A 22,780-nucleotide genomic window follows, 5' to 3' on the forward strand; every position below is an offset into this window, starting at 1 on the left:
CTCTTCACGCAGAAGAAAACGCGGGGGATTTCCGTATCGCGCCTCAGGCGAGGACGATGTCCCGCAGTCCGAGCTTGACGAAGCAGTAGCCGTCGTTCCAGGGCGGCGCGGGGTTGTCGATCGCGTTCGGCTCCTTGTCGAAGGAGCGGGTGTTGACGCCGTAGCTCTCCCCTTCGTCGAGGTGGTGGGGGCCGAGCAGGTTGCGCAGCGAGGTGGTCAGCTCCACTTCAATCCGGTTCACGCCGGCGCGGAGGAAGGAGTCAATCCGCAGGGCGTAGGGCCCCTGGAAGCGGAATCCGGCCTCTTCCCCGTTGATCCAGACGCGGTAGGAGTTCGCGCCGACCGCGGCGAAACGCAGATACCGGATCGATTCGGCCTCGTCGGCGGTGAGATCGATCTCCCGCGCGAGCGTCACCTTTCCGGCGAAGAACGGCATTCCGGCGCGGACCAGATCGGCGGCATCGACCGCCGCACCGGTCATCGGAGCGCCGAGTTCGAACCGGCCGTGGAACCGCTCCGCCCCGCGCATAAGCTCCTCCTCGCGGCCGATGTGGCGCACGGAGAAGTTTCCGGCCAGATAGACGCTCTCCACCTCCGAATCGAAACAGAGCGTGTTGTACTCGGTTTCGAACTGCCGGGCGCGTTCGAGCTTGGCGTAGACCTCCTCCGGCTGGGTGTAGCGGGTGCGGATCGACAGCACGTTGACGCCGCCGATCAGCGCCGCCGGCAACGGAATCCGGCGGAACGCCTGGTCGAACACCGCCCCGGAATCCACCGCGTCGAAACGGTGTCCGTTGAGCGCGAATTCACACCGTTCCGGCGTCTCCGCCACCAGCGAAAGCGGCGCGGAGAAGTCGAAGTCCGGCGCGAGATTGAAACGGAACTCCATCTCCAGATCGCAGGGCCTCCGGAGCCGGAGCAGCCGGGCATGGATCACGCAGACATGCTCGTCGATCCACTCGCCGCCGTCGACCCGGTAGCGGCAGCGGTCGAGAGTGAAGAGGTTTTCGGAGGCGTGCTCGACCGTAAAAGCAGAGTCGAGCCGCCGGACCGGTTCCAGCGCGAACACATCCTCGACCCGGATTTTCGGAGCATGTTTCTCCGGATGCGGCGAAACGAAGAAGATCGCCGCCTCCCCCGCCGCCAGCGGATAGTCGAAGACGAGATGGTTCCCGGAATGGCGGACTCCGGAGAGGATCGAGAACTTCCCGCTGAAGGGATCGATCACCTCCACCTGCCGCCCGGTGCGGGGCAGCGCGATCGTCAGCGAACAAGGCTGGTTGTACTGCAGATTGGTGATGAAGTGCATCCGGCCGCTGCGCCCCTCCAGATTGTCGAAGTCGCGGAAGGTGCCGACCACCCGGCGGGCGGGCACCCCGTGCTCGGTAATCCGCACCCGGTCGGGCAGCAGATCCGCGACGGTCTCGGCGGCGGCGGCCTCCGAGTCGTAGGCGGGCAGCGAGGCGAACCAGTCGCGCACCTGCTGCGACGCGGGCTCGCCGTCAACGGTGAGTTTCTCCGGTTCGAGCCGGTTGCGGACCACCAGCACGATGCCGCCGGCCTCGGTGAATTTTTCCAGCATCGTCAGAATCTGCGAGGAGAGGTTGACCAGTTGCGGAATCACCACCAGAGAATACGCCATCCGGCCGATCCGGATCTTTCCGTCTTCGAAGGAGCCGAGCTCCGAAGTGAGCACCTCGTCGGCGTAATGGTGCGGAATCTGCAGGGAGTCGAGTTCGACGGTGAGCCGTTTCAGCCCTTCCGTATAGAACTCCATCGCCTTCAGCCGGTCGCATTCGCTGTAGTGCATCCACGCGGTCGAGAGCGGGTGGAGCACCAGCACTTCGGCGGACGCCTTCCCCTCGGCGAGCATCATGCCGATCCGGGCGAAGGCGTCGTTGATCTGCCGGTAGTCGCCCCACCACGGCTGGTGCACGAAGAGCGAAGCCGGATAGTCCCGCTTGCGCAGTCCGCGCAGCGAATAGCCCTGCAGATGCTGGCAGGGGAGGTTCACCCCGTGCGCGAACTGCTGCTGGAACATCCACAGCATGCCGGAGAAGTTGAAATTCCAGCCACAGAGCGCGAAGCTCTCGGAGAGGATCTGTTTCTGGCCGACCTGCATCGCGGCGGAGACCAGCTGGGTCATGGCGACCGGACTGGGTTCCGAACGGCCGAGGTGGTCCATGCCCGGAATGTGGTACCAGCGGTACTGCGCCATCACCGAACCGTTGCTGTTGATCTGCCCCTGGCAGGTCTCTTCGAGCACGTGGTGACCGGTCAGCATCCAGCCGTGTTCATCGCACCATTCGCGGATCTGCTGCATGAAGTTCCGGCTGAAGAGGCGGGCGGCGAGGCTCCAGAAACGAATCCGCATCGCGTCGCTGCCCGGCATGCCGAGGAAGAGCATCGGCAGTTCCGGCAGAAGTTCGCGGTGGTAGGCCTTCCAGTACTCCTCCTCCAGTACGAACGACCAGAGGAAGCCGTTGCGCGACAGCTGCGGCTCGTCGGTGAAGATCCCCTTCAGACGGCGGGAGAGCCGTTTCGGCAGATTGCGGTAATAGTAGTCGTGGGTAACCCGGAGAAACTCCGCCACCACTTCCGGATCGAGGTTGTCCACATAGTAGGGATTGACTTCGAAGTAACAGCGCAGAACCCGCCCTTCCACACCGGCGGGGAGGGTCTTGCCGATCAGTTCGCCCTCCGGCGTATACCAGCCGATGGTGTCGGTACGGCCGCCTGCTTCTGCGGCGTCGAGAAACTCATACCGCAGATATTTCTGCTGGTATTTCACGCCGAGGCCGTTGACCGCGCCGCCGCCGAAGCCGCTGGGCCAGCCGTTCTCATCGTAGAGCCAGGCGTTCATGCCGAGCTTGTCGGCCTCGTCGATGCAGGCTTCGACGCAACTCATCCACTCCGGCGAAAGGTAGGCGGTCTGAAGTCCTCCGCGCGCGTGCATGAAAAAGCCGCCGATTCCGGCGTCATGCATCTGGCGAATCTGTTCGCGGAGCACCTCCGGCTCCAGTTTCTCATTCCAGCTCCAGAACGGAATCGGACGGTAATCGGCCGGCGGAGCGGCCAGTTCAAGCGGTTGTTTCATCATCAAAATACTCTTTCATTCTCTGGTGCAATGGTCTGATATGTGTTTAAGATACCGTACCCGGGCCGGGATTTCAATCCGTCAAGAGAGGATTTTCCGACGAAAAACACCCGGGGTACGGCGGTGGAGGCGCAACCGGCTCACAAGGTCAGCGATGTGACCGGGCCGTTGAGCAGTTTTTCCGCAATCCGGTTCAGCTCCTCCGGGTCCCCTGAGAAGTGGAAGGTGGCGTGGGTGTGGCACAGGGAATCGCCCGGCGCGGGGAATCCGGCCGGAGAACTCGATTCCAGTTCGTAGAACGGCCCCATCTGCGAACCGTCGGCGAGCGGTCCGTCGTTGTAGGCGTTGACCGTGTCGCCTTCGAAGGGGCGCTCCTGAATCTCCCAGGCGGCGTTGACATATTCGGCGTCGGCGGGGCCGGGCGAATAGTGAACCACGGTGAGAATCCGGTTTTCGGCGTCATAACTGCCGAGCACGCCGGTGGCGCGGCGGTTGGAGAGGCCGAGTTTGCCGCGGCAGTTGCCGTCAGCGGAGAAGAGGATCCGGCCGCGCCCGGAGTCGATGCGGAGCCGGTCGCCGGGAATGCGCCCGAAGTAGTCATCCTTGACAATCGCGCCCGGAGCGTCGGTGCGGTAGGGGATGACGATCACGGTCCGCGCCGACGGGTTGAACATGCCGAGCATCCAGATGGAGAGCGCGCCGTTCTCCCGGGTCCACGCCTCCTGCCCGATGTTGGTCACGCGGTTTTCCGTCACATAGCCGACGGCGAAAACGCGGGTTTTGTCAAAGGTGACGCCGAGATCGGCGGCGATTCCAGCGCAGTCAAGCAGCCGCACCACCCGCTCCATGCGGATTTTTTTCTCGAATCCGCTCCAGTTCCGGATGGAGAACTCCGTGTAGAACGCCGCTTCGGGTTCTCCCGCGGAATCGAGCCTCCAGACCTCGGTATCCTCGGCGGCGGGCACCTGCCAGTGGTCGAAGTCGAACGGCGCGCCGGGCGGGAAATAGAGCGAAAACTGTCCCCCTTCCGGCCCGAGCCAGAAGCGGTCCTCGCCGCCGTAGGCGTTGATGTGCGGCGTCCGTTCGCCGGAGGCGATCAGCGCGCGGTTGATCCAGCCGCAGCCGGGCCCCCCGTCGCCGGCCATGGTGCTGGTCATCACCCGCCCCTGATATTCGGCCAGCGTGACCAGGCGCGCGCCTTCGTTGTTGCCGAGCACGACCGGGGCAAGTCCATGTGACCGGAGAAATTCGACTTCGCTCTGAAATGTCTGATTCATAGGATTCTCCCGCAATACAACGTTTGTCCATCCGGGATTTAGTATAGCGCCGTTTCCGGAGGAACGCAACCGCCGGAAACGGATTTCCGCAGGAAAATCGAGGACTCAGGGATAGTTGGTGGCAAAATACTTCTGCCAGAGCTCGGTGGTGTGAGCACTGTAGGCGTTGCCGTCGGCATTCAGTTCGGCGACAACGTTGATCATACCGGCGTGCCCGTCGAGACAGAGGTAACCCGCATCCTTGTTGTGAACCGGCCCGATAGTGGGGGAACTTGGTGTGTTGTAAAGGTAACGGCCGTCGTCGATGTATCCCATCCCGAAATTGTCCTGATCTTTCTCACGCTCGATGATGCCAATCTTTTTCGAAGGATTTCTCACCTTTTCCGGCCGGACTGCGGAACGGCTGCCGGTCGCCAGAAAGCCGGTGATGCCGACGGAGTTCCCCGCATAATTGACCTGGGAGTTGCTGCCGACAAAGATATAGGAGTTCACCGGTCCGGTGCTGCCGGGTGCGGAACGCTGTGTATCGTGCAGCGGGCAGCGCAGCCCGAGGTAACTGCCGTTGGGCATCCGCTCTGCCCAGGGCGGAACATAGCTGGACGCAAATCTCTTCCCGGCGCCGTCCACGCCGGTCATCAAATTCCAGACCCAGCCCTTCGCGTAGCCGGTCGGCAGAGTTTGATCTTTGTCCATCGGCCAGGGATAATAGCCGTAATCGGCGGTGTAGCGAATCAGCCCCAGCCCGATCTGCTTGAGATTGTTGACGCAGAGGATCGTCTTCGCCCGGTCGCGCGCCTTGTTCAGCGCCGGCAGCAGCATCGACGCGAGAATCGCGATGATCGCAATCACGATGAGGAGTTCGATCAAAGTAAAATTCCGCCGTTTGTCAGCACGAAAACCTTTCCATCTCAACATCTTCGCTCTCCTGTTCCACATTGCGGGAAACACGGTCCGTCCCCCGGTGTCGCTGTTCATTTGATTACATTATACCGGAAACAAAAATGGAAAGCAATCCCCCTGCTCAAAAAACCGTGAAAAAACACTCTTTTTTTGGTTATGTTTTCCTGGGAACCATCCAACCAAAGCGATTCCATCCGCGAAAAAGAGCGGGAATCCCCCCCTCTCCGGCTGGCAAAAGCCTGCCGGAGCGGTATAGTAAACACATCGCGCAAACGATCAATCTCAAAGCAGGAATTTTCACCATGAAGGAAGAACCGGAAGTTTTCGCCGGATACTGGATCACCACGGAGGAGTTCTGCAACCTCACTCCTCAGAACATGTTTCATCGCCAGCTCGACCGCTCCTCGCTGCCGGAAGTTGAGCCGGAGCGGCAGAACCGCCACATCCTCTTCCGGAGAAAATTCACGCTGACGGCAACGGACAATGTGATCCTTCACATCAGCGCCGACGATTACTACAAACTGTATGTAAACGGCGTTTTCGTCACGCAGGGGCCGGCCGCCGGCTACAGTTTCCACTACTTCTACAACCGGGTGGACCTGTCGAAGTTCGTCCACCCCGGCGAGAACACCATCGCCGTGCACACCTACTATCAGGGACTCATCAACCGGGTCTGGGTGAGCGGCGACCGGCAGCACGGGCTGCTGCTCGACCTGTTCGCGCAGGAGAAACTGCTGCTCGCCTCCGATGAGAGCTTCCTCTGCCGGGTGCACTCCGGATTCTCCGCGGCCGGAAAGGCCGGGTATGAAACCCAGTTTCTCGAACGCTACGACGCCGCTGCCCCCGAAATCGGCTTCGAACAGCCGGAGTTCGACGATTCCAACTGGACTCCGGCGAAAATCCGCCGCCACGCCGCGTACCGGATGTTCCGCCAGCCGACCGCACAGCTGGAATTCGAATCGATCGCTCCCGCCGCCGTAGAGCCGCTGGCGAACGGGTTCCGGATCGACTTCGGCGCCATCTACGTCGGCAGTCTCACCTTTCGCGCCCGCGGGAAACGGGCGGACGAAATCGAAATGCGCTTCGGGCAGGAACTCAACGAAGATGGTTCCGTCCGGCATCAGCTCCGGGCGAATTGCAACTACATCGAGTTCCTCCGCCTCTCCGGGAATATCGACACGCTCAACCAGTTCGACTACAAAAGTTTCCGCTATGTCGAACTCCTGCTCCCCCCGGGGTGCGAAATCGAACCGGATTCCCTGCGCCTCTGCGCGCGGCACTACCCCTTCCCGCTCAAGGCGCTCTGCAACCGGACCGACGAGAATTCACTGGCGGTGTGGAAGCTCTGTGTCGACACCCTCCACTACGGCATGCAGGAGGTCATTCAGGACTGCATGGAGCGGGAGAAGGGTTACTACCTCGGCGACGCCTGCTACAGCCTGCTCGCCTGGTCCATCCTGACAAAAGATTTCGCGCCGATGGAGAAGTTCTTCGATGACTTTCTCCGCACCTCATTCATCAACCGCGGCCTGATGACCTGCGCGGCCTGCTCCTTCATGCAGGAGATCGCCGAATATCCGCTCATCATGTTCCTGCTGCTGCTGGAGTACTGCCGCCTCACCGGGAATCTCGAGTTCGCCCGCGAACGGTACGCCGCATTCGCCGACATCCTCGACTTCTACCGCGAGGAGTACGCTGAAGCGGACGGGCTGCTCAATCATCTGGACAAGTGGTGCGTGGTCGAGTGGCCCGCCAATCTGCGCGACGGCTACGACGTCGATCTCACCGAGGGGAAGCGCTGTGACACCAAACACAACGCGCTCAACGCCTGGTACATCGGCGCGATCAAGTGCCTGAACGAGGTGGCCGCAATGCTCGGGCAGCCGCCCTATGCCGAAACCGCGCCGCTGGAGAAAGCGTTCTTCGCCGCCTTCTACGACCCGGCGAAGCAGCTGTTTCGCGACAGTGTTTCGACCGGTCATATCAGTTTGCCCGGCAACGTATTCGCCGCATTTTTCGAACTCTTTCCCGACCGGGCGGGGGTACGGAACACCGTTGCGATGATCCGCGAAAAACGGCTGTCGCAGAGTCTGCTTTTCGTGACCTTTCCGTTGCTGGCGTTCCTCCGCCGGGAGGGGGAAACGGAGCTAATTCACGAACTGCTGACCGACAAAGACGCCTGGCTGCGGATGCTCTCCGAAGGGGCGACGCGCACCTTCGAGGGGTGGTACAAGGATCAGAAGTGGAACACCTCCCTCTTCCACCTCACAATGTCGCTCGGCGCACTGTTCCTGACCGACTGGGAGATGGAGCGCATCCTCCGCTTCTCCCGCCGGTAAAGAACTCTCCGGGAAGGCTCAGCAGGCGGATGCCGCCTGCTCCGGAATCAATCGCCCGCCGTTCAGAACCCGGACGGCGGCGGCTCCGGCGGCCTCGCCGATCTGGTTCAGATTGACCATCACCCGCGCCGCTCCGTAGGCGCCCTCTTCGGCGTCGATCATCCGCCCCGCCGCGATCAGGTTGTCGAAACCGGGCGGAATCAGACTGCGCAGCGGAATTTCATAGTACTCCGGCGACGGCAGTGACGGGTCGCGCCAGAATCCCTGTTCCGGCGGCTGGTACGGCGAAAGAAACTCCTCCCGCCCGTCGAGATAGAGGAAGCGGGTCCCCGCCCGTTCCTGGCTGTGGACATCCACCCGGTAGGTACCGCGTGCCGCCGCGTCCGGGAAGCGCCGCCCGGAGAGCAGATCCTCCGTTTTCAACCGGTGAAGAGAATGGATGTGGCGCGTCTCCCGGATGCCGATCAGCGACGGCAGCGCCTCCAGCACCGGCCGGGTGTAACCGGCCCGGGCGATGATGTCCTGAATCGCCCGCAGCTGACGGCGCCCCTCCATTTCCCCCGCGGTCAGCGCCGCCGCATCCGAGAGATCGGTCCGGGAAATTTTGGTGCCCGCCAGCATATAGGAGTTGCTGTGCGGCAGGAATGTTCCCCAGATGTCGCCCTCCGGCAGACCGAACTCCTGCGCCGCTTCGTGAACCAGTTCGCCCAGCGGCCGTTTGAATTGCGGCCAGCAGCTCAACCTCGCACAGGCGGTCGCCGGCTGAAGCGTCGCATTGCGCCACATCTTCACCCCGGCGGCCACGCAGAGATCGCCGTCTCCGGTCGCATCGATGAAGTACTTCGCCCGGAGAACACCCAGACCGCCCTTGCCCGCCGTGACAATACCGGCAAGAGCCCCCCGGTCATCGCGGAGCACATCCACCGCCCGGGTGTGGAGAAACGGCAGAACTCCCGATTCCCGAACCAGTTCATCCAGTTCGATCGCCAGCTCTTCCGTATTCAGCCGGGCGTACCACGACGGATTGTTGTCGGTCGCCAGCTCCACCGCGTCGCGCCGGGCCAGCCGGTCGATCACCTCCTGGGTCAGACCGAACACGATCTGCCGTGAACCGTCGAGCGTCGAGAGACTGTGCCAGTAATTGACCAGCGAAGCGACGGCGGTGCCGCCGAACCGGTTCTGCACCTCGACGAGCGCGACCCGCGCCCCGCTTCGCGCGGCAGTGACCGCCGCAAACACCCCGGTACAGCTGCCGCCGGCAACGCAGAGATCCACATCGGCAAGAACCGGGACCTCGCCCGGAGAATAAAACACGTTTTCCATTTCAACCATTTCACATTATTTTTCCGCGAATTCAAAGTAGAGCGACGGACCGTTCTGGAGTTTCGCCGTATCGACGGAAAACCGGCTGCGCCCCCCTTCCCTCCGAAGCGGGAGCTCCTCCCGCCGACTGCCGTCAATTCCGAGTGCAAAGCATTTCAGCGCGACTTCCCGCGGCAGTTCCACCGTGAGGCGTCCGGTTTCCAGCAGGACCGGCAGTGTCCCGGCCTTGTGAAGAACCTTGCGGTCGGCGGAGAGCTCCATGTTGCTGTTCAGCGCATCGGTCGAGAAGACCAGCAGCATCCGGCGCGAGCGCTCCAGCGGGAGCTTGTCCAGCGAAATCAGCGCGGCGGTACAGGGCACCGAACTTTGGAAGGCGAAGCCGGAAAGCTCAACCGTTTCCCCGTTCCACGCCCCCCCCTTCAACCGGGGCGTGTTCACCGTCAGCCGGTTTTCCGCCGTCCGCATGATCAGCTCGCCGGTGTCGCTCTGGAACACCCCCTTCGCCGGATCGGTCAGATTGCCCGGAGGCAGGATCTTCGCCGATCGCAGTTTGTCGATGATCGCCACAAAGTTCGAGACATTGTTCGTGTCGACCGGCACGGTGAACATCGCCTTCGCCTCAATCCGGCTCCCGCCGATTGGAAGCATCGTGAGATCGAGTTTCGGATAGGGAGGAAGTCCGGCCGGAATTTTCCCGTCAAGCACCACCCCCAGCCCGGTCAGATAGGCCAGACGGTTCTGCTCGGAACTCACGCCGTTGTTCATATTGCGATGATCCCGCATGAAGCGGTCACTCAACGCGATTCCCACCTTGTGCCGCGCGGTGGCCACGTCGCCACGCCCGAAGGCGAAGGCGGCGATCACCTGTCCGGCCCGGCCGATCGGATCCCGCCCCAGCTGAAAATCCGCAAGTTCCGCCGGAATCCGGGTCACCGCAAGGGAATGCACCGTGATGCCGTCGTAGTTCTGCAACGCCGCGTAAGAGGGCAGCAGCAACCCCTCCTGATGGCGGTAACGCCCCCAGAACGGCGCGTTGTATTCGGTGATCAGGAAGGGCCGGTTCCAGACCCGCATGGTCGACATATAGCGCAGATAGACGGCCGCATTGCTGATCAGACTGTACTGATCCATCCGGGAGCCGGGATTGTTGTTCGCGGTCGGGTGGTTGTGGTAGCCGTGCGCGGTGATCACCGGCACATCGCGCCGGATCGAAGTGAAACGGAAGTAACCGAGAACATCGTAGAGCGTCGCAAAGGTCCGGCAGCCGATCCCCTTCAGCCCCTTCCGGTAGAATTCGAGCATCTCCCGCTCGACGCCGTACAGGAAGTCGTTGGCGTCCTTGCCTTTCGCCCCCCACTCCTGCAGATTTTTCTTCACAAAGAGCGGCACAACATCGAACGAAGTGAAGTTCTCTTTCCAGCTCCGGGAGAGTCTGCCGATGTCGCCGCCGTAGCGCTTCTTGAGGAAGGCGCGCCAAGCCGCCTCCGCCAGCGGTTTGATTTCGGGATCGCTCAGCGGTTCCTTCTTGATCCAGATGCCGAGTTCCTGCTCGTTGTGCAGATCGACGTAGATCAGAGCCGGTTCCTCGTTCAACGTCAGGCCAGTATAGGGATTTTTCCCGGTCATGAGCGCCTTCACGCCGTCGAGCCACATCTGCCGCGCCACCGGGTCGAAGTACATCCGCTCCTTGTACCGCTTGGCCATCGCGTCATCCCACTGATGGTTGAATTTTTCATAGCCGGTGTAGCTGAAGAGGTCGATACCGAAATAGACCCCTTCCTGCTTCAGGCAGTGGAGCATGTACTGGAAGCAGTCGAGATTGCTCGGGCTGAACTGCGCCCGTCCGGGAGCGTCTTTGCCGAACATCAGCAGAAGATCCACCCCCTGAAAACGCACCATATTGTACCCCTGACGGCGCACCTTCGCGGCAAATTCCCGGATGTTCTTATGGGTTTCCTCCTTCGACCCGACCTTGAGCATCGACTCCTTCCAGCTCATCACGTGATTGGCAAAGGCGTTGAACGCGAAGAAGCGGACCGGTTTTTCCGGCTGTTTTTCAAAGCGGAAAGTTCCATCCGGCCCGATCATGACCCGGCCGTACTTCCCCGCCGGCCCCGGCTCATGGATTCCGCTTAAGTCCAGCGCGCTGCCCGGCTGAACCGACAACGCGGTCATATCGATGGGGCGCCACACCTCGTCGGGCCGGACAATCATCGTTTCCGCCGGCTTCTCTCCGCTGGATGCGGCAAGGCAGGCTCCGGCTAAAAGCGAAACTGCAATTCCACGCATGACTATGTTCCTCCTCACCATCTGTAATATCCATCATGACGAATCCAGAAATTATAGGGGGCATTGGCCGTACTGGTCTTATCCACCCAGGGGCAGCCGATTTTGCTGCCTTTGGTGGACATCAGCCATTTGGCCCCGGCTTCTCCCGCCGGTCCCCGCTCCGAGACGATATGACCGTCGACAAATACGGCGTTGATTTCCGAACTGCCCCGATGCACCGGCCAGGCGACCGCTTCGGTCGTCTGATAATTTGCGGCAATCCGGTGAAAGCCGGGCGGTTGAAGATCCCCCTCCTTCCGTTCCGCGTCTGCAGATTCCGTAATCAAAAGGGTTTTGGAAGCCGCCGGGAAGCGGCTGAGTTTCACCCCGGAAACATACTGATTGTTCATTCCGTAGTCACAGACGTACCAGCCGTCGTGATCAGAATTCTGGAGGAACTTCCCCGGTTCATTCCACAACTCCTTCACCCAGTCCGCTGCGCCGTTGCGGGAAGGGCAGAGAAAACTTTTCTTCGGCAGGTAGCGCCCTTCGGCAATCAAGAGCCAGGTCCAGAACCGGTTTCCGTCGGAGCCCTCCACGCCGTTGCTGTGCAAGGCAAAACAGTCGCTGTTGTCCGCTGCATACTGGTGCATGGCAAGTCCCTGCTGTTTAAGATTGTTCTTGCAGGTGGAGGAGCGGGCCGTCTCCCGCACCTGATTGAGTGCGGGCAACAGCATGGAAGCGAGAATTGCGATGATCGCTATTACGACGAGTAGTTCAATCAGAGTAAACACCCTTCTCATTTTCTCTCCTTGCTGCTGTCGAAAACCTTGTCGAAATACCGGGGAAAATGTGTCGGGAACATCAAATGAGACCGCCGGGAATCCATTCCCGCCGGAAACCGGGGATATCTTTCTACGCCATTCCTCCTTTCTCCCCCGGGTGTTCCAAGTCCCCCTCCTTCTCTCCCGCCGCCGGCCGGTATGACGTTTTCCATCCTTCCCCGACTGCCGCGGGCCCTCCCCGCGACATCCCCTGACCGGCGGAATATCATTCGTATTCCAACCAATATTATATTACATTGAAAAGGAATGTTCTTCCACAAAACAGGAAAAAAACTGTGCGTTTTCAATCAAAATTGAAAAAACAGTCGAAAAAGATGACGGAAAAAGCCGGCGTCCCCCATTTTTCGGGGGGGAAAGAAAGACGGCGAGAGATAATTTCGCCGTCTCCGAAGCCGAATGGTCACTTATGGTGGAAAGTCACCCCATACCCCTTCGGAGAGCGCGCTTTTTTATACGCTTCCTCGGCCGCCCCCATCTGGTCATTCATCGCCTTGATGCGGTCGCTGTCACAGGGATGGGTGCTCAGCCAGCTGCTGAAGAGGCCGTTCGATGAATTCGAACTGAAACGGCTCCAGAACTGCACCGCGGCACGGGGGTTGTAGCCGGCTTCGGCCATCAGCAGCAGCCCGATCTGGTCCGCTTCGGATTCATTGCTCCGGCTGAAGGGGAGCATCACGCCGAGTTCGGTGCCGGTGCCGTACACGCCGTTGATCGTGTCGTTCTGAAATCCGATCGCGACGAGCAGACCGCCCAGCGACTGCAGATATCCCCAGGAGATCCGCTCGCCGCTGTGGCGCGCGATGGCGTGGGCAATTTCATGGGCGACGACGAAGGCCAGTTCCGCCTCGTTGTTCATGAGATCCATGATGCCGGAGTAGACCGCCACCTTGCCCCCCGGCAGGCAGAAGGCGTTCTGCGTGGAGCTCTCAAGCACCAGAAACTCCCAGTTGAAATCCTTCTGGCCGGCGACTTCGACAATCGCCTTCCCGCACCGGGCAAGCGCCTGATTGTACTCGGCATTGGTCGAACGCGGATACTGCGCCTTGTATTCGGCGTAGGCCTCCTCCCCCAGACGGTTTTCGTAACTGGAACTCGTCAGCATCAACTGCGTGCGGTCGGTGACCGGAACCGAACGGCACCCCGTCAAAGCCAGTGTGCTCACCATGAGAGCGAAGAGGAGCAGCAGCCCCTGCCTGCTCCCGCGAAGAAACTGTACCACTTTCACCCGAACCATATTTCACGATCCTCCCGGAAAATCCCGATTATCCGGGCGATTACTATAGCCGGATTCCGCTCATTTGCAAGCGGAGCTCTCCGGCTCTCCCGTGAAAAAATTCCGGAAATCTTCAGTCCAGCCGGTTCTCATTTCCCGGCAAACAGGATCGGCAGCAGAGCGGTGATTTCCCCCTCCGCCTTTTCCAGTTCCGGCAGGATCGTGAAGTGGTTGCGTCCGCTCAGCGTGAAAGCGCCGCCGGGCAGGTGCGCCGCCGCCCGGAGCCGGGCGAAATCCCAGCTCTGCCGCTGCAATTCCGGCAATTCGGCCGAACCGCACACCGCGATCAGTCGCCGCCCGGAAAGCGGCCGGCGTTGAGGACTCAACCCCGCGACCTCCTCCGGAGCCAGACGGAGTTTCTCGTTGAGATAACTGTGGAGAATCGGTTCCAGATCGAAAATTCCGCTGATGGCCAGCACGCCGGTCACCCCCGGCTCGTCCGCCATCATGGCGGCGAGATGCCCGCCCGCCGACCAGCCGGAAACCACGATCCGGGAGCTGTCGAACCCGAGCGCGGCGGCGTGTTCCCGCAGCCAGCGCAGCGCGCTGCGGACCTCCTCGACGATTCCGGCAAGGCTCTGCTCCGGAGCGAGCGTATAGCCGGGCAGCGCCACGGAAATACCGTGCCGCAACGGCCCCTCCGCCAGAAAACGGAAGGTCTCCTTGCAGCGCATCTGCCAGTACCCGCCGTGAATGAAAACCAGCAGCGGACTCCCCGCGGAACCGGCGGAGAAGAGATCGATCCTCTGCCGTTCCCGCGGCCCGTAACGGAGATCCAGAAACTCCGGCCGGCGCTCCGCCAGCGCCCGGCTGCGCTCCTCGAAGCCGGCCAGAATCTGCGGACTGTCAACGACCGCACGGGAGTTGTCATACGCCGCGTCCAGTTCGGCCTGCGTCATATTCCGCCAATCGGCAACCATGGGACCGCTCCTTCCTTCAGATTCCGCGTGCGTTCTTTGCCTGCGCGGCAACCCAGGCGCGCCAGTCGGCAAACCCCGAGATGTCGCAACCGCACTCCGCGACCGCCGCCTCCCCGATGAAGCCGGAAACGCGGCGCCCGTCCTTCAACTCCAGCGCCCCCAGCCCGAGCGGCGGAGGAATCGAGGCGACAAAACGGGCAAACGCTTCCGCCGTAAGATCGTAGAGCTCCACATAGAACGAGCTCCCCTCCCTGCCGGTCCGCAACAGTGCCGGCTTCGGCAACAGGCCGTTCTCCAGCAGGAACATCCGGTAACGGGGAGCGGTTTCCGCACTCCCCAGAAAGCGGGCTCCGAGCGCCTCCAGTTCAGAATGGAGCGCCATTCCGGCGAGGTGCGCGCCGCAGACGGCAATCGGATAACGCTCCGCCCCGCGGAAACGGCGCGCCGCCTCCAGAAGCAGGCGGTCGTCGAACGCCCGCCCCACCAGCGTCACTCCGAACGGCAGTCCGGCCGCCCTCCCCGCGGGAATCGCCAGCGCCGAGAAATCCAGCAGATTCATGTAGTTGGTATAGTATCCGAGGTTGCTGTTGAGCCGGATGGGATCCGCCTCGACCTCGTCGATGCGGTAGATGGTTCCGGCGGTCGGCGTGAGGAGGAGATCCACCCCCGCAAACTGCGCCTCGGCGGCCGCACGACACTCCTGCAGCCGGTACATCGCCCGGAACACCTCCGCCGGATGGGGCGTCTTCGACGGCGTGATGATCGACCGGATGACCGGGAGCACCGACTCCGGATGGCGCTCGATGAACTCCCCGACCGCCGCATAGCGCTCAAACACCCACGGCCCCTCGTAGAGCAGACGCGCGGCCGCGAGGAACGGCGAAAAGTCGATCGTCACCTTCTCGCCGCCGGCATCCTCCATGCGCGTTACCGCGCGCTGAAACGCCTCCTGATACGCCGTGCAGCCGAAGAATTCGAGATCCTCGTCGCGCGGCACGCCGAACTTCCAGCGCAGCGGCAGCGGCGCACGCTCCGGGAGCACCCGGCTGTAGGCATCCTCCGGATCGAACTGCGCCGTCGTCTTCAGCAGAATGTCGGCATCTTCGAGATTCCGGGCGAAGAGGGAGACGCAGTCGAGCGAACGACACGCCGGAACCACGCCGCGACAGCTGAGCACGCCGCGGCTCGGTTTCACGCCGACCAGCTCATTGAACGCCGCCGGCACCCGGCCCGACCCGGCGGTGTCGGTCCCGAGGGAGAAACTGCACAACCCGTACGCCAGCGCCGCCGCAGAACCACTGCTCGAACCGCCGGAGACATATCCCGGCGCCAGCCGGTTCGGCGCCGCCCCGTACGGCGAACGGACGCCGACCAGACCGGTGGCGAACTGATCCATGTTCGTCTTGCCGAGCGGAACCGCACCGGCCTCGATCAGCAGTTCCACCACCCGGGCGGAACGTTCCGGCCGGTAGAGATAATCCGGACAGGCCGCCGTCGTCGGCAGGCCCGCCACATCGATGTTGTCCTTCACGGCAAACGGGATGCCGTACAGCGGAAGCGCTTCCGGCGAGCTCTTCTCCAGCCGCGCCAGAAAACCCTCCAGCTGTTCCTCGCTGATCCGGGAGATCCAGATGCCGGCCGGCGCGTCGGCGCACGCGCGCAGCAGTCCGGTCAGAACCCTGCGCGGCGTCTCCGTGCCGTTCCGGTAGGAGCGCAGAAGCGCGGCAATCGACAATTCGCAGTTCATCCTTGCACCTCTTCGGAAAAAGGAGGCCTCCCCGTGCCCCGAAAGGCAGGAGAACCGGGACACGGGGCAACCTCCATTCAACTTTCTTTCACGGCGAACAGACACTGTCCGCTCTTGACTTCCATCCCCGCGGAGCAGAAGATGCGGGTGACCTCGCAGTCGCTCTCCGCCGCGATCGGAATCTCCGTCTTCATGCTCTCCAGAACCGCCAGCACCTCCCCGGCCCGGACCTTCGTGCCGGGCGCGGCGACGTTCAGCTTCCAGAGACTGCCGGCGACCGGCGAGTAGACCCCGCTCTCATCGTCCCGCAGCACCGCCTCGTCGGCGGGAGCGACAGCTTCAATCGTGTGACTTTCGAACGTGAGCTGGCCGTTGGCGATCCAGCGCGCCTTCTCCTCTTCGAACGCCCGCTTCCGCCGGGTTTCGAAGGCCTCGATGGAGGCGGCGTTCTCCTCCAGGAACTTCTCATACTCCCGGATGTCGAACACGCTGTTCTCAATGCGGAGGTGGTATTTCCCCGCGATGAAGTCGCGCCGGATGTTCAGCAGTTCCTCCGCACCGACCGGGAAGAACCGGACCTGGTCGAAGAACCGGAGCAGATAGGGTTTGCCCTCCGCAAACTCCGGCGTGACGTTGAAGCGGTTCCACATCTGGACCGTCCGCCCCACGAACTGATATCCGCCGGGCCCCTCCATGCCGTAGACGCACATGTAGGCGCCGCCGATGCCGACCGCGTTTTCCGGGGTCCAGGTCCGCGCCGGATTGTACTTGGTCGTGACCAGGCGGCGGCGCGGATCCAGCGGCGTCGCCACCGGAGCGCCGAGATAGACGTCGCCCAGCCCCATCACGATGTAGTTCGCATCGAAGACGATCTGCGCAACCTCCTCGACCGAATCGAGACCGTTGATTCTCCGGATGAATTCGATGTTGTTCGGGCAGCACCACGGAGCATCCGGCCGCACCGTGCTGACGTACTTCTGAATCGCCAGACGCGTCGCGGGATCATCCCAGCTCAGCGGCAGGTAGACCGTCCGGGTCGGCACGGAGTTGATCGTCTCCGTCTTCAGCTTCTCCGCCAAAGTGCCGATCAGCTCCAGCAACTCTTCCTGCTTCATCTTCGCCGGATCGAAGTGGATCTGTATGGATCGGATTCCCGGCGTGATGTCCAGAATCGCCGGCAGGTGCATCTCTTCAAGTTTCAGCATCCACGCATGCGCGGTAAACCGGAGACGCAGATCGATGACCGGCGGACCGAACTCCAGCAGGAAGTAGGCGTCGCCATCCTGACGGCAGACGATGTGCGACATGGGGTCCTCGCGGTGGAACTCCGCCAGAATCGGCGACTTCGGCACGATTCCGACCGGTTCATCGAGAACGAGATCCTTCCGGTCCGGATTCTGCAGCAGCGCGTCGAGCTCCTCCCGGAGCACGGCCGCCTGCTCCGGCGTGACCGGAACAAACTTCACCTTGTCGCCGCTGCGGAGCTGGCCGACCTTCCAGAGATCCGCCGTGATGATCGTCGCCGGACAGACGAATCCGCCGAGACTCGGCCCGTCCTTGCCCAGAATCACCGGCATGTCACCGGTGAAGTCGATCGTGCCCACCGCATAGGCGTTGTCATGCAGATTGGAGGGGTGCAGACCGGCCTCCCCGCCATCCGGACGCGCCCACTTCGGCCGGGGGCCGACCAGGCGGACACCGGTGCGGGAGGAGTTGTAATGCACCTCCCATTCGGCCCGGAAAAACTCTTCGATGTCCTCGTCGGTGAAATAGTCCGGCGCGCCGTGCGGCCCGTAGAGAACCGCGATGTTCCAGGTGTTCCCGATCTTCGGCAGCGCCTCCGGCGACGGCTGCAGCGGCTCCGCCGCCTTCCATTCGCCGATGTGGAGCACATCGCCGGCGGCGAGCGCCCGCCCGCCGTGGCCGCCGAAACGACCGAGCGTGAAGGTGGAACGGCTGCCGAGATATTCCGGCACGTTGATTCCGCCTGCGACGGCGAAATAACAGCGCTGGCCACAGCGGGTCACACCGATCTTCAGCACATCACCGGCTTCCGCGTGCAACGGCGTGTTCCGGGGAATCGATGTGCCGTTCAGCGTCGCCGGGAAGTCGCCGCCGGTCAGCGCGAAAACCGCCCCGGTGTTGAAACGCAGCGATGCGCCGGAAAGCGTCATCTCCAGTCCGGGCGCCTCGGGGGCGTTCCCGACAATCCGGTTGGCCAGCCGGAAGCTGAACGCATCCATCGGCCCCGACGGCGGAACGCCGACCGCCCAGTAGCCGAGCCGGCCGGGATAATCCTGCACGGTGGTCTGCGCACCCGGCGCGAGAATTTCAAGCGTCGGCGCCGCATAGTGATAGTGTTTGAGCAGCCAGGTTCCGGCCGTCCCTTCACGGAACGGCTCCATGGCGAGAACATCCCGCAACAGCAGCAGATTGGTTTCGAAACCGGCGATCTTCGTCTCCGCCAGAGCGCGCTCCGCCAGCCGGAGAACTTCGGCCCGGTCCGCCCCCTTGACGATGATCTTCGCCAGCAGCGGATCGTAGAAGGCGCTGACCTCCGTCCCCGTGGAGATCCAGGTGTCGCACCGGGTCTGCGCCGGGAAGAGCGCCTGGGTCACCAGCCCGCTGGAGGGCTGGAAATTCTTGCCCGGATCCTCCGCATAGACCCGGAACTCCATCGCCGCCCCTTCCGGAACAAACTGACGGCCGGGCTCGAACGGGAGCTCTCCCGCCGCCAGCCGGACCATCCATTCGACCAGGTCGATGCCGAACACCGCCTCGGTCACGCCATGCTCCACCTGAAGCCGCGTATTGACCTCGAGAAAATAGAACCGGTCCGCCTCGCTGTCGTAGATGAACTCCACCGTTCCGGCGGAACGGTAGGCAACCCCTTCGCCGAGACGGCGGGCCGCGTCGTGAAGCGCCCGGCGGGTCGCCTCCGGCAGATTCGGCGCAGGGGTCTCTTCGATCACCTTCTGGTTGCGCCGCTGAACGGAGCAGTCCCGCTCACCGAGGATGGCGATCCCTCCCTTGCCGTCGCCGAAAATCTGCACCTCGACGTGGCGGGCACGTTCGATGTACTTTTCGACGAAGAGGCCGGAATCCTTGAAGTTGTTGCGGCTCAGCCGCCCGATCCGTTCAAACCCCTCTTCAAGTTCGGCGTCGTTCCGGCAGATGCACATTCCGATGCCGCCGCCGCCGGCGGTGCTCTTGAGCATCACCGGGTAGCCGATTTGCGCGGCGGCGGCCTTCGCCGCCGCCGGAGTTTCCAGAAGTCCGCTCCCCGGAACGAGCGGCACCTGCCAACGTTCCGCGAGCTCGCGCGCCTTGTGTTTCAAACCGAAGTCGACCAGCTGCTCCGGCGTGGGGCCGATGAATTCGATCCCGTTTTCCGCACAGAGCCGGGCGAATGCGGCATTCTCACTCAAAAAACCGTAGCCGGGGTGAATCGCCTGCGCCCCGGTCCGGCGGGCGGCGTCCAGAATCGCCTCCACATTCAAATAGCTCTCCGCGGCGGCGGCGGGTCCGACCCGCACCGCCTCATCCGCCTGAAGGACGTGGGCGGCAGTCGCATCCGGGGCCGAATACACGGCGACCGGCCCCACCCCCATCTTCTTCAGGGTTCGTATGATGCGGCATGCGATCTCGCCGCGGTTTGCAACCAGTACCTTGGTAAACATTTTCTACTCCTGAGGATCCCAGATGATCATCTCGACCGGTGTGGGATTGTAATCGTTGCAGGGATTGTTCAGCTGTGCACAGTTGGAGACGAGGATCGTCACATCCATTTCCGCCAGCAGATCGACATACTTTCCCGCGCCGGAAATGCCGTCGGCGAACTCCAGACGGCCGTTCCCGTCAAGCAGAACCTTCGTGAAAAAATTCAGATTGCAGGTCTGGTCGCGCTTGCTCATGCCGGGAGTTTCCAGAAACTTCCGGACAAAGGTGTCGCGACAGCTGTGCATATAGCGGGTCCGGTCGGTGTAACGGATCACATTCCCTTCGGCGGAACAGCCGCTGCCGAGCGTATCGTGCTCGCCGCAGGTATCCGCCACCACCCGCAGCATGACGCGGTCGTCGTTGGAGCGGATCTCCGTCCCCAACTCGATCAGCGCCTTGCGCTGCGCGGCCAGAGTGTTGTTCACGTTGTAACGCTCGGCCGGATCGTGGGCGTTGTAGAGGAGCATGTCAACCGACTGATTGCCGCAGAGATCGACAATCCGCAGAATCTGCCCCTTCTTCACGGTGTGCATCCAGCCGGTACCGGCCTTGACGGTCTCCGAATAGACCGCACGGGAGCGGTCTCTCGGAACATCCAGCAGTTTCTCGTTCATGGCAACCTCCCCGTCATTCATCCCAGATGATCATTTTGACCGGAGTCGGATCGTAGCCGTTGCAGGGATTGTTCAGCTGCGGACAGTTGGAAACCAGCACGATGACGTTCATCATGGCCTCCAGTTCGATGTACTTTCCGGGCGAGGAGATGCCGTCGGCGAAATTGAGCCGCCCCTCCGCGTCGAGCGGAACGTACATGAAGAAGTTCAGATTGTTGACCTGGTCGCGCTTGTCCATCCCCGGCGTCGCGAGCAGTTTGGCCAGGAAGGTCTCCCGGCACGCATGCATGTAGCGGGTGTGGAACCCGTACCGGATCATGTTGCTTTCGCAGGAACAGGCGCTGCCGAGGGTGTCATGGTCGCCGCAGGTGTCCGCGACCACCTTGAGCATCACGTTGTCGTCGTTGGAACGCAATTCGGTCCCCAGACCGACGAGAGCGTTTCTCTGCGCCTGAACCGTCTGCTGCACGCTGTAGCGTTCGTAGATGTCGTCGGCGTTGTAGAAAATGGTGTCCACCGCCTGATTGCCGTTGATGTCGACAATCCGCAGGACCTGTCCCTTTTTCACAGTATGCATCCAGCCGGCGCCGGCCTTGACGGTCTCGACGTAAACCGCATCCGCTTCGTTCCGCTTGCTTTCGAGATATTGAGTAACCATGGCATCACCTCACGCAAGATAGAGTTCCGTTGCAATAAAACCGCGTTCGTTTTCCGGGCACCAGGTGAAGCAGGGATCCTCCTTCTTCCCGGGTTCGCAGCGGTACACCGTCGCCTTGATCGGCTTGCGCGGATATTCCGTCGCGGGGCTGAGCGGATGCATACCGGTGTCGAGAATGACCAGCGTGTCGCTCTCCGCGCGGAGATCGACCTAACAGCCCGGGTTGGCATTGTTTTCGACAAAGCTCATGGCGCCGGTGTCATCGACGACGACCTTGGAGAAGAAGTTGATGATCTCCGTGAAGTCCCGCTTGGTCATGCCGTGCTTGCCGAGTTCGACCAGCAGAGAGTCGTAACCGTTGCGATAGAAATCGTTGTGGGCCTCCTGGTACTCCTTTTTGCCGAACTTCTTCTCGATCAGAGCGGCGTGAGCGCAGCCGCAGAGCATGTCGTGCCACCCGCAGGTGTCTTCGGGAACGCTCATGAGGATGCGCCCCATATCCGAATAGATGCAGCAGTTCCGGGTCAGACGGCAGATATGCTGAATCTTCAGCGTGTCGCCGAGGTTGAAGCGCTCCGAAAAGTTGGCCGCATTGTAGAACATGGCGGAGACGTTTCCGCCGCCTTCGATATCGGTCAGGCGTAGCGCCTGGCCGCGACGAATGATGCGGGAGTAGTTCCACCCCCCCGCGATGATGTTTTCCGTGATGATCCGGTCCGTGATGTCGTTGTTCATAATAGCACCTCCTGCTGGCTTTAAAGAAACGTTTTATCGCCGACCATATTGACGATTTTAAATTCACAGTTGTCATCCCGCTGCGTGGCGGGACGGATCAGTTTGTCGATGTGTTCCCGCGTCGCGAGGAACTCCGGTTCGAGCATCATCCGGGAACGGCGGGGCCGCGCCACCGGCACTTCAATGACCTCGTTGATCTCCCCCGGATTCGCTTTCAGCGCCAGAATCCGGTCGGCGAGGTAGACCGCCTCATCCAGATCGTGCGTCACGAAGATGATGGTGATGTCGATGTTCCGCCAGACCTCCAGCAGATAATTCTGCATCTGCGTCCGGGTCTGGGCGTCGAGCGCGCCGAACGGCTCATCCATCAGCAGAACGCGCGGCTGCGGCGCGAGCGCCCGGGCGATCGCCACCCGCTGCTGCATCCCGCCGGAGAGCTGGCCGGGATAGTAGTCGGCATATTTGCTCAGCCCGATGATGTCCAGCCACTGCAGAGCGATGTTCTCCGCGGTATCGCGATCCTTGCCGATCGACTCCAGCCCGAACATGACGTTCCGGCAGACCGAAAGCCAGGGGAAGAGCGTATATTTCTGAAACACCATGCCCCGTTCCGCCCCCGGGTTCACGACCGGCTGGCCGTCCAGCAGGATCTCGCCGCCGGAGACGCTCTCCAGCCCCGCGAGGATGCGGATCAGCGTCGACTTGCCGCATCCGGACGGGCCGATGATCGACAGGAACTCCCGGCTGTGCAGCTGAAAGGAGATATCCTTCAGCACCGTGTGCTCTCCGCCGCTGGAGGTCGGGAACGTCTTGAACACGTGCCGCGCCTCCATGATGACCGGACGGCGGACCAGCCGGTCGAGACGCGCCCGGACCTCCGGGCTCATACGCTTATAATCAAGCGGTGTACTGTCCATTGTCCGACCTCCTTCCATGTTAGGTTTTGTCAAGCCACTTTTGTAACTTTTTTCCAGTTTTTCTTATATTCGAAGCGTAATTCCCCTTACCCATGTAACCATAGGTGTCGTTTTTTGCTAAAATCAAAACTTATTGTATCTCTGTTT

At 61.9% G+C, this 22,780-nt stretch carries 16 protein-coding genes; 1 reads left to right on the forward strand and 15 read right to left on the reverse strand.

Annotated features, from left to right (window positions below; translation table 11 throughout):
* Positions 1-43 precede the first annotated feature (43 nt).
* From ACMLHG_RS09630 to ACMLHG_RS09640, 3 genes are all read right to left on the reverse strand, one after another.
* Positions 44-3,100 carry a hypothetical protein gene (locus ACMLHG_RS09630; RefSeq protein WP_417170348.1) on the reverse strand — a complete coding sequence of 1,019 codons (3,057 nt, stop codon included), beginning with the start codon at positions 3,098-3,100 and terminating at the stop codon, positions 44-46.
* 137 nt (positions 3,101-3,237) lie between these two features.
* Positions 3,238-4,374, reverse strand: coding sequence for a DUF6786 family protein (locus tag ACMLHG_RS09635; RefSeq protein WP_417170349.1), 1,137 nt, complete (start codon positions 4,372-4,374; stop codon positions 3,238-3,240).
* Positions 4,375-4,479: 105 nt separating this feature from the next.
* A complete protein-coding gene (locus tag ACMLHG_RS09640; protein WP_417170350.1) occupies positions 4,480-5,289 on the reverse strand; it encodes a DUF1559 domain-containing protein in 810 nt (269 codons plus the stop codon).
* Positions 5,290-5,576: 287 nt separating this feature from the next.
* On the opposite strand from ACMLHG_RS09640, the gene ACMLHG_RS09645 reads away from it, so the two are divergent.
* Entirely contained in the window at positions 5,577-7,613 is a 2,037-nt protein-coding gene (locus ACMLHG_RS09645; RefSeq protein WP_417170351.1) for a family 78 glycoside hydrolase catalytic domain, read from the forward strand.
* 18 nt (positions 7,614-7,631) lie between these two features.
* On the opposite strand, the gene ACMLHG_RS09650 is transcribed toward ACMLHG_RS09645, so the two are convergent.
* From ACMLHG_RS09650 to ACMLHG_RS09705, 12 genes are all read right to left on the reverse strand, one after another.
* Positions 7,632-8,945, reverse strand: coding sequence for an FAD-dependent oxidoreductase (locus tag ACMLHG_RS09650; RefSeq protein WP_417170352.1), 1,314 nt, complete (start codon positions 8,943-8,945; stop codon positions 7,632-7,634).
* A 6-nt stretch (positions 8,946-8,951) separates the two neighbouring features.
* Positions 8,952-11,225 (reverse strand): hypothetical protein, encoded by a 2,274-nt coding sequence (locus tag ACMLHG_RS09655; protein WP_417170353.1) that lies wholly within the window; start codon positions 11,223-11,225, stop codon positions 8,952-8,954.
* 14 nt (positions 11,226-11,239) lie between these two features.
* Complete coding sequence (locus tag ACMLHG_RS09660; RefSeq protein WP_417170354.1) at positions 11,240-12,007, reverse strand: type II secretion system protein; 768 nt, start codon at positions 12,005-12,007, stop codon at positions 11,240-11,242.
* Positions 12,008-12,449: 442 nt separating this feature from the next.
* On the reverse strand, positions 12,450-13,283 hold the full coding sequence (locus tag ACMLHG_RS09665) for a M48 family metallopeptidase (RefSeq protein ID WP_417170355.1): 834 nt from the start codon (positions 13,281-13,283) through the stop codon (positions 12,450-12,452).
* Between the two features lie 128 nt (positions 13,284-13,411).
* Entirely contained in the window at positions 13,412-14,242 is an 831-nt protein-coding gene (locus tag ACMLHG_RS09670; RefSeq protein WP_295807067.1) for an alpha/beta hydrolase, read from the reverse strand.
* Between the two features lie 16 nt (positions 14,243-14,258).
* Positions 14,259-15,989, reverse strand: a complete 1,731-nt coding sequence (atzF, locus tag ACMLHG_RS09675; protein ID WP_295807070.1) for an allophanate hydrolase — start codon at positions 15,987-15,989, stop codon at positions 14,259-14,261.
* A gap of 77 nt (positions 15,990-16,066) precedes the next feature.
* Positions 16,067-19,669, reverse strand: a complete 3,603-nt coding sequence (gene uca, locus ACMLHG_RS09680) for an urea carboxylase (RefSeq protein WP_417170356.1) — start codon at positions 19,667-19,669, stop codon at positions 16,067-16,069.
* Between the two features lie 3 nt (positions 19,670-19,672).
* Positions 19,673-20,323 carry a DUF1989 domain-containing protein gene (locus ACMLHG_RS09685; RefSeq protein WP_294432862.1) on the reverse strand — a complete coding sequence of 217 codons (651 nt, stop codon included), beginning with the start codon at positions 20,321-20,323 and terminating at the stop codon, positions 19,673-19,675.
* Between the two features lie 13 nt (positions 20,324-20,336).
* The gene (locus ACMLHG_RS09690; protein ID WP_294432861.1) at positions 20,337-20,981 is read right to left on the reverse strand and encodes an urea amidolyase associated protein UAAP2; all 645 of its coding nucleotides are present in this window, start codon (positions 20,979-20,981) and stop codon (positions 20,337-20,339) included.
* Positions 20,982-20,990: 9 nt separating this feature from the next.
* Positions 20,991-21,143, reverse strand: coding sequence for a hypothetical protein (locus ACMLHG_RS09695; RefSeq protein WP_417170357.1), 153 nt, complete (start codon positions 21,141-21,143; stop codon positions 20,991-20,993).
* Between the two features lie 48 nt (positions 21,144-21,191).
* Positions 21,192-21,716: an urea amidolyase associated protein UAAP1 gene (locus ACMLHG_RS09700; RefSeq protein WP_417170358.1), complete on the reverse strand. Its 525-nt coding sequence runs from the start codon at positions 21,714-21,716 to the stop codon at positions 21,192-21,194.
* 20 nt (positions 21,717-21,736) lie between these two features.
* On the reverse strand, positions 21,737-22,633 hold the full coding sequence (locus tag ACMLHG_RS09705; protein WP_294432857.1) for an ABC transporter ATP-binding protein: 897 nt from the start codon (positions 22,631-22,633) through the stop codon (positions 21,737-21,739).
* Between the last annotated feature and the right edge of the window lie 147 nt (positions 22,634-22,780).

This window comes from Victivallis sp. (assembly GCF_048170485.1).
GTDB lineage: Bacteria > Verrucomicrobiota > Lentisphaeria > Victivallales > Victivallaceae > Victivallis.

Bases quoted from the DNA above. Each gene is read 5' to 3' on its own strand.
- ACMLHG_RS09630 (WP_417170348.1), bottom strand. From the start codon at position 3,100: ATGATGAAACAACCGCTTGAACTGGCCGCTCCGCCGGCCGATTACCGT.
- ACMLHG_RS09700 (WP_417170358.1), bottom strand. From the start codon at position 21,716: ATGAACAACGACATCACGGACCGGATCATCACGGAAAACATCATCGCG.
- ACMLHG_RS09695 (WP_417170357.1), bottom strand. From the start codon at position 21,143: ATGCATCCGCTCAGCCCCGCGACGGAATATCCGCGCAAGCCGATCAAG.
- atzF (WP_295807070.1), bottom strand. From the start codon at position 15,989: ATGAACTGCGAATTGTCGATTGCCGCGCTTCTGCGCTCCTACCGGAAC.
- ACMLHG_RS09660 (WP_417170354.1), bottom strand. From the start codon at position 12,007: ATGAGAAGGGTGTTTACTCTGATTGAACTACTCGTCGTAATAGCGATC.
- ACMLHG_RS09650 (WP_417170352.1), bottom strand. From the start codon at position 8,945: ATGGTTGAAATGGAAAACGTGTTTTATTCTCCGGGCGAGGTCCCGGTT.
- ACMLHG_RS09690 (WP_294432861.1), bottom strand. From the start codon at position 20,981: ATGGTTACTCAATATCTCGAAAGCAAGCGGAACGAAGCGGATGCGGTT.
- ACMLHG_RS09645 (WP_417170351.1), top strand. From the start codon at position 5,577: ATGAAGGAAGAACCGGAAGTTTTCGCCGGATACTGGATCACCACGGAG.
- ACMLHG_RS09635 (WP_417170349.1), bottom strand. From the start codon at position 4,374: ATGAATCAGACATTTCAGAGCGAAGTCGAATTTCTCCGGTCACATGGA.
- ACMLHG_RS09705 (WP_294432857.1), bottom strand. From the start codon at position 22,633: ATGGACAGTACACCGCTTGATTATAAGCGTATGAGCCCGGAGGTCCGG.
- ACMLHG_RS09685 (WP_294432862.1), bottom strand. From the start codon at position 20,323: ATGAACGAGAAACTGCTGGATGTTCCGAGAGACCGCTCCCGTGCGGTC.
- ACMLHG_RS09640 (WP_417170350.1), bottom strand. From the start codon at position 5,289: ATGTTGAGATGGAAAGGTTTTCGTGCTGACAAACGGCGGAATTTTACT.
- ACMLHG_RS09655 (WP_417170353.1), bottom strand. From the start codon at position 11,225: ATGCGTGGAATTGCAGTTTCGCTTTTAGCCGGAGCCTGCCTTGCCGCA.
- ACMLHG_RS09670 (WP_295807067.1), bottom strand. From the start codon at position 14,242: ATGGTTGCCGATTGGCGGAATATGACGCAGGCCGAACTGGACGCGGCG.
- ACMLHG_RS09665 (WP_417170355.1), bottom strand. From the start codon at position 13,283: ATGGTTCGGGTGAAAGTGGTACAGTTTCTTCGCGGGAGCAGGCAGGGG.
- uca (WP_417170356.1), bottom strand. From the start codon at position 19,669: ATGTTTACCAAGGTACTGGTTGCAAACCGCGGCGAGATCGCATGCCGC.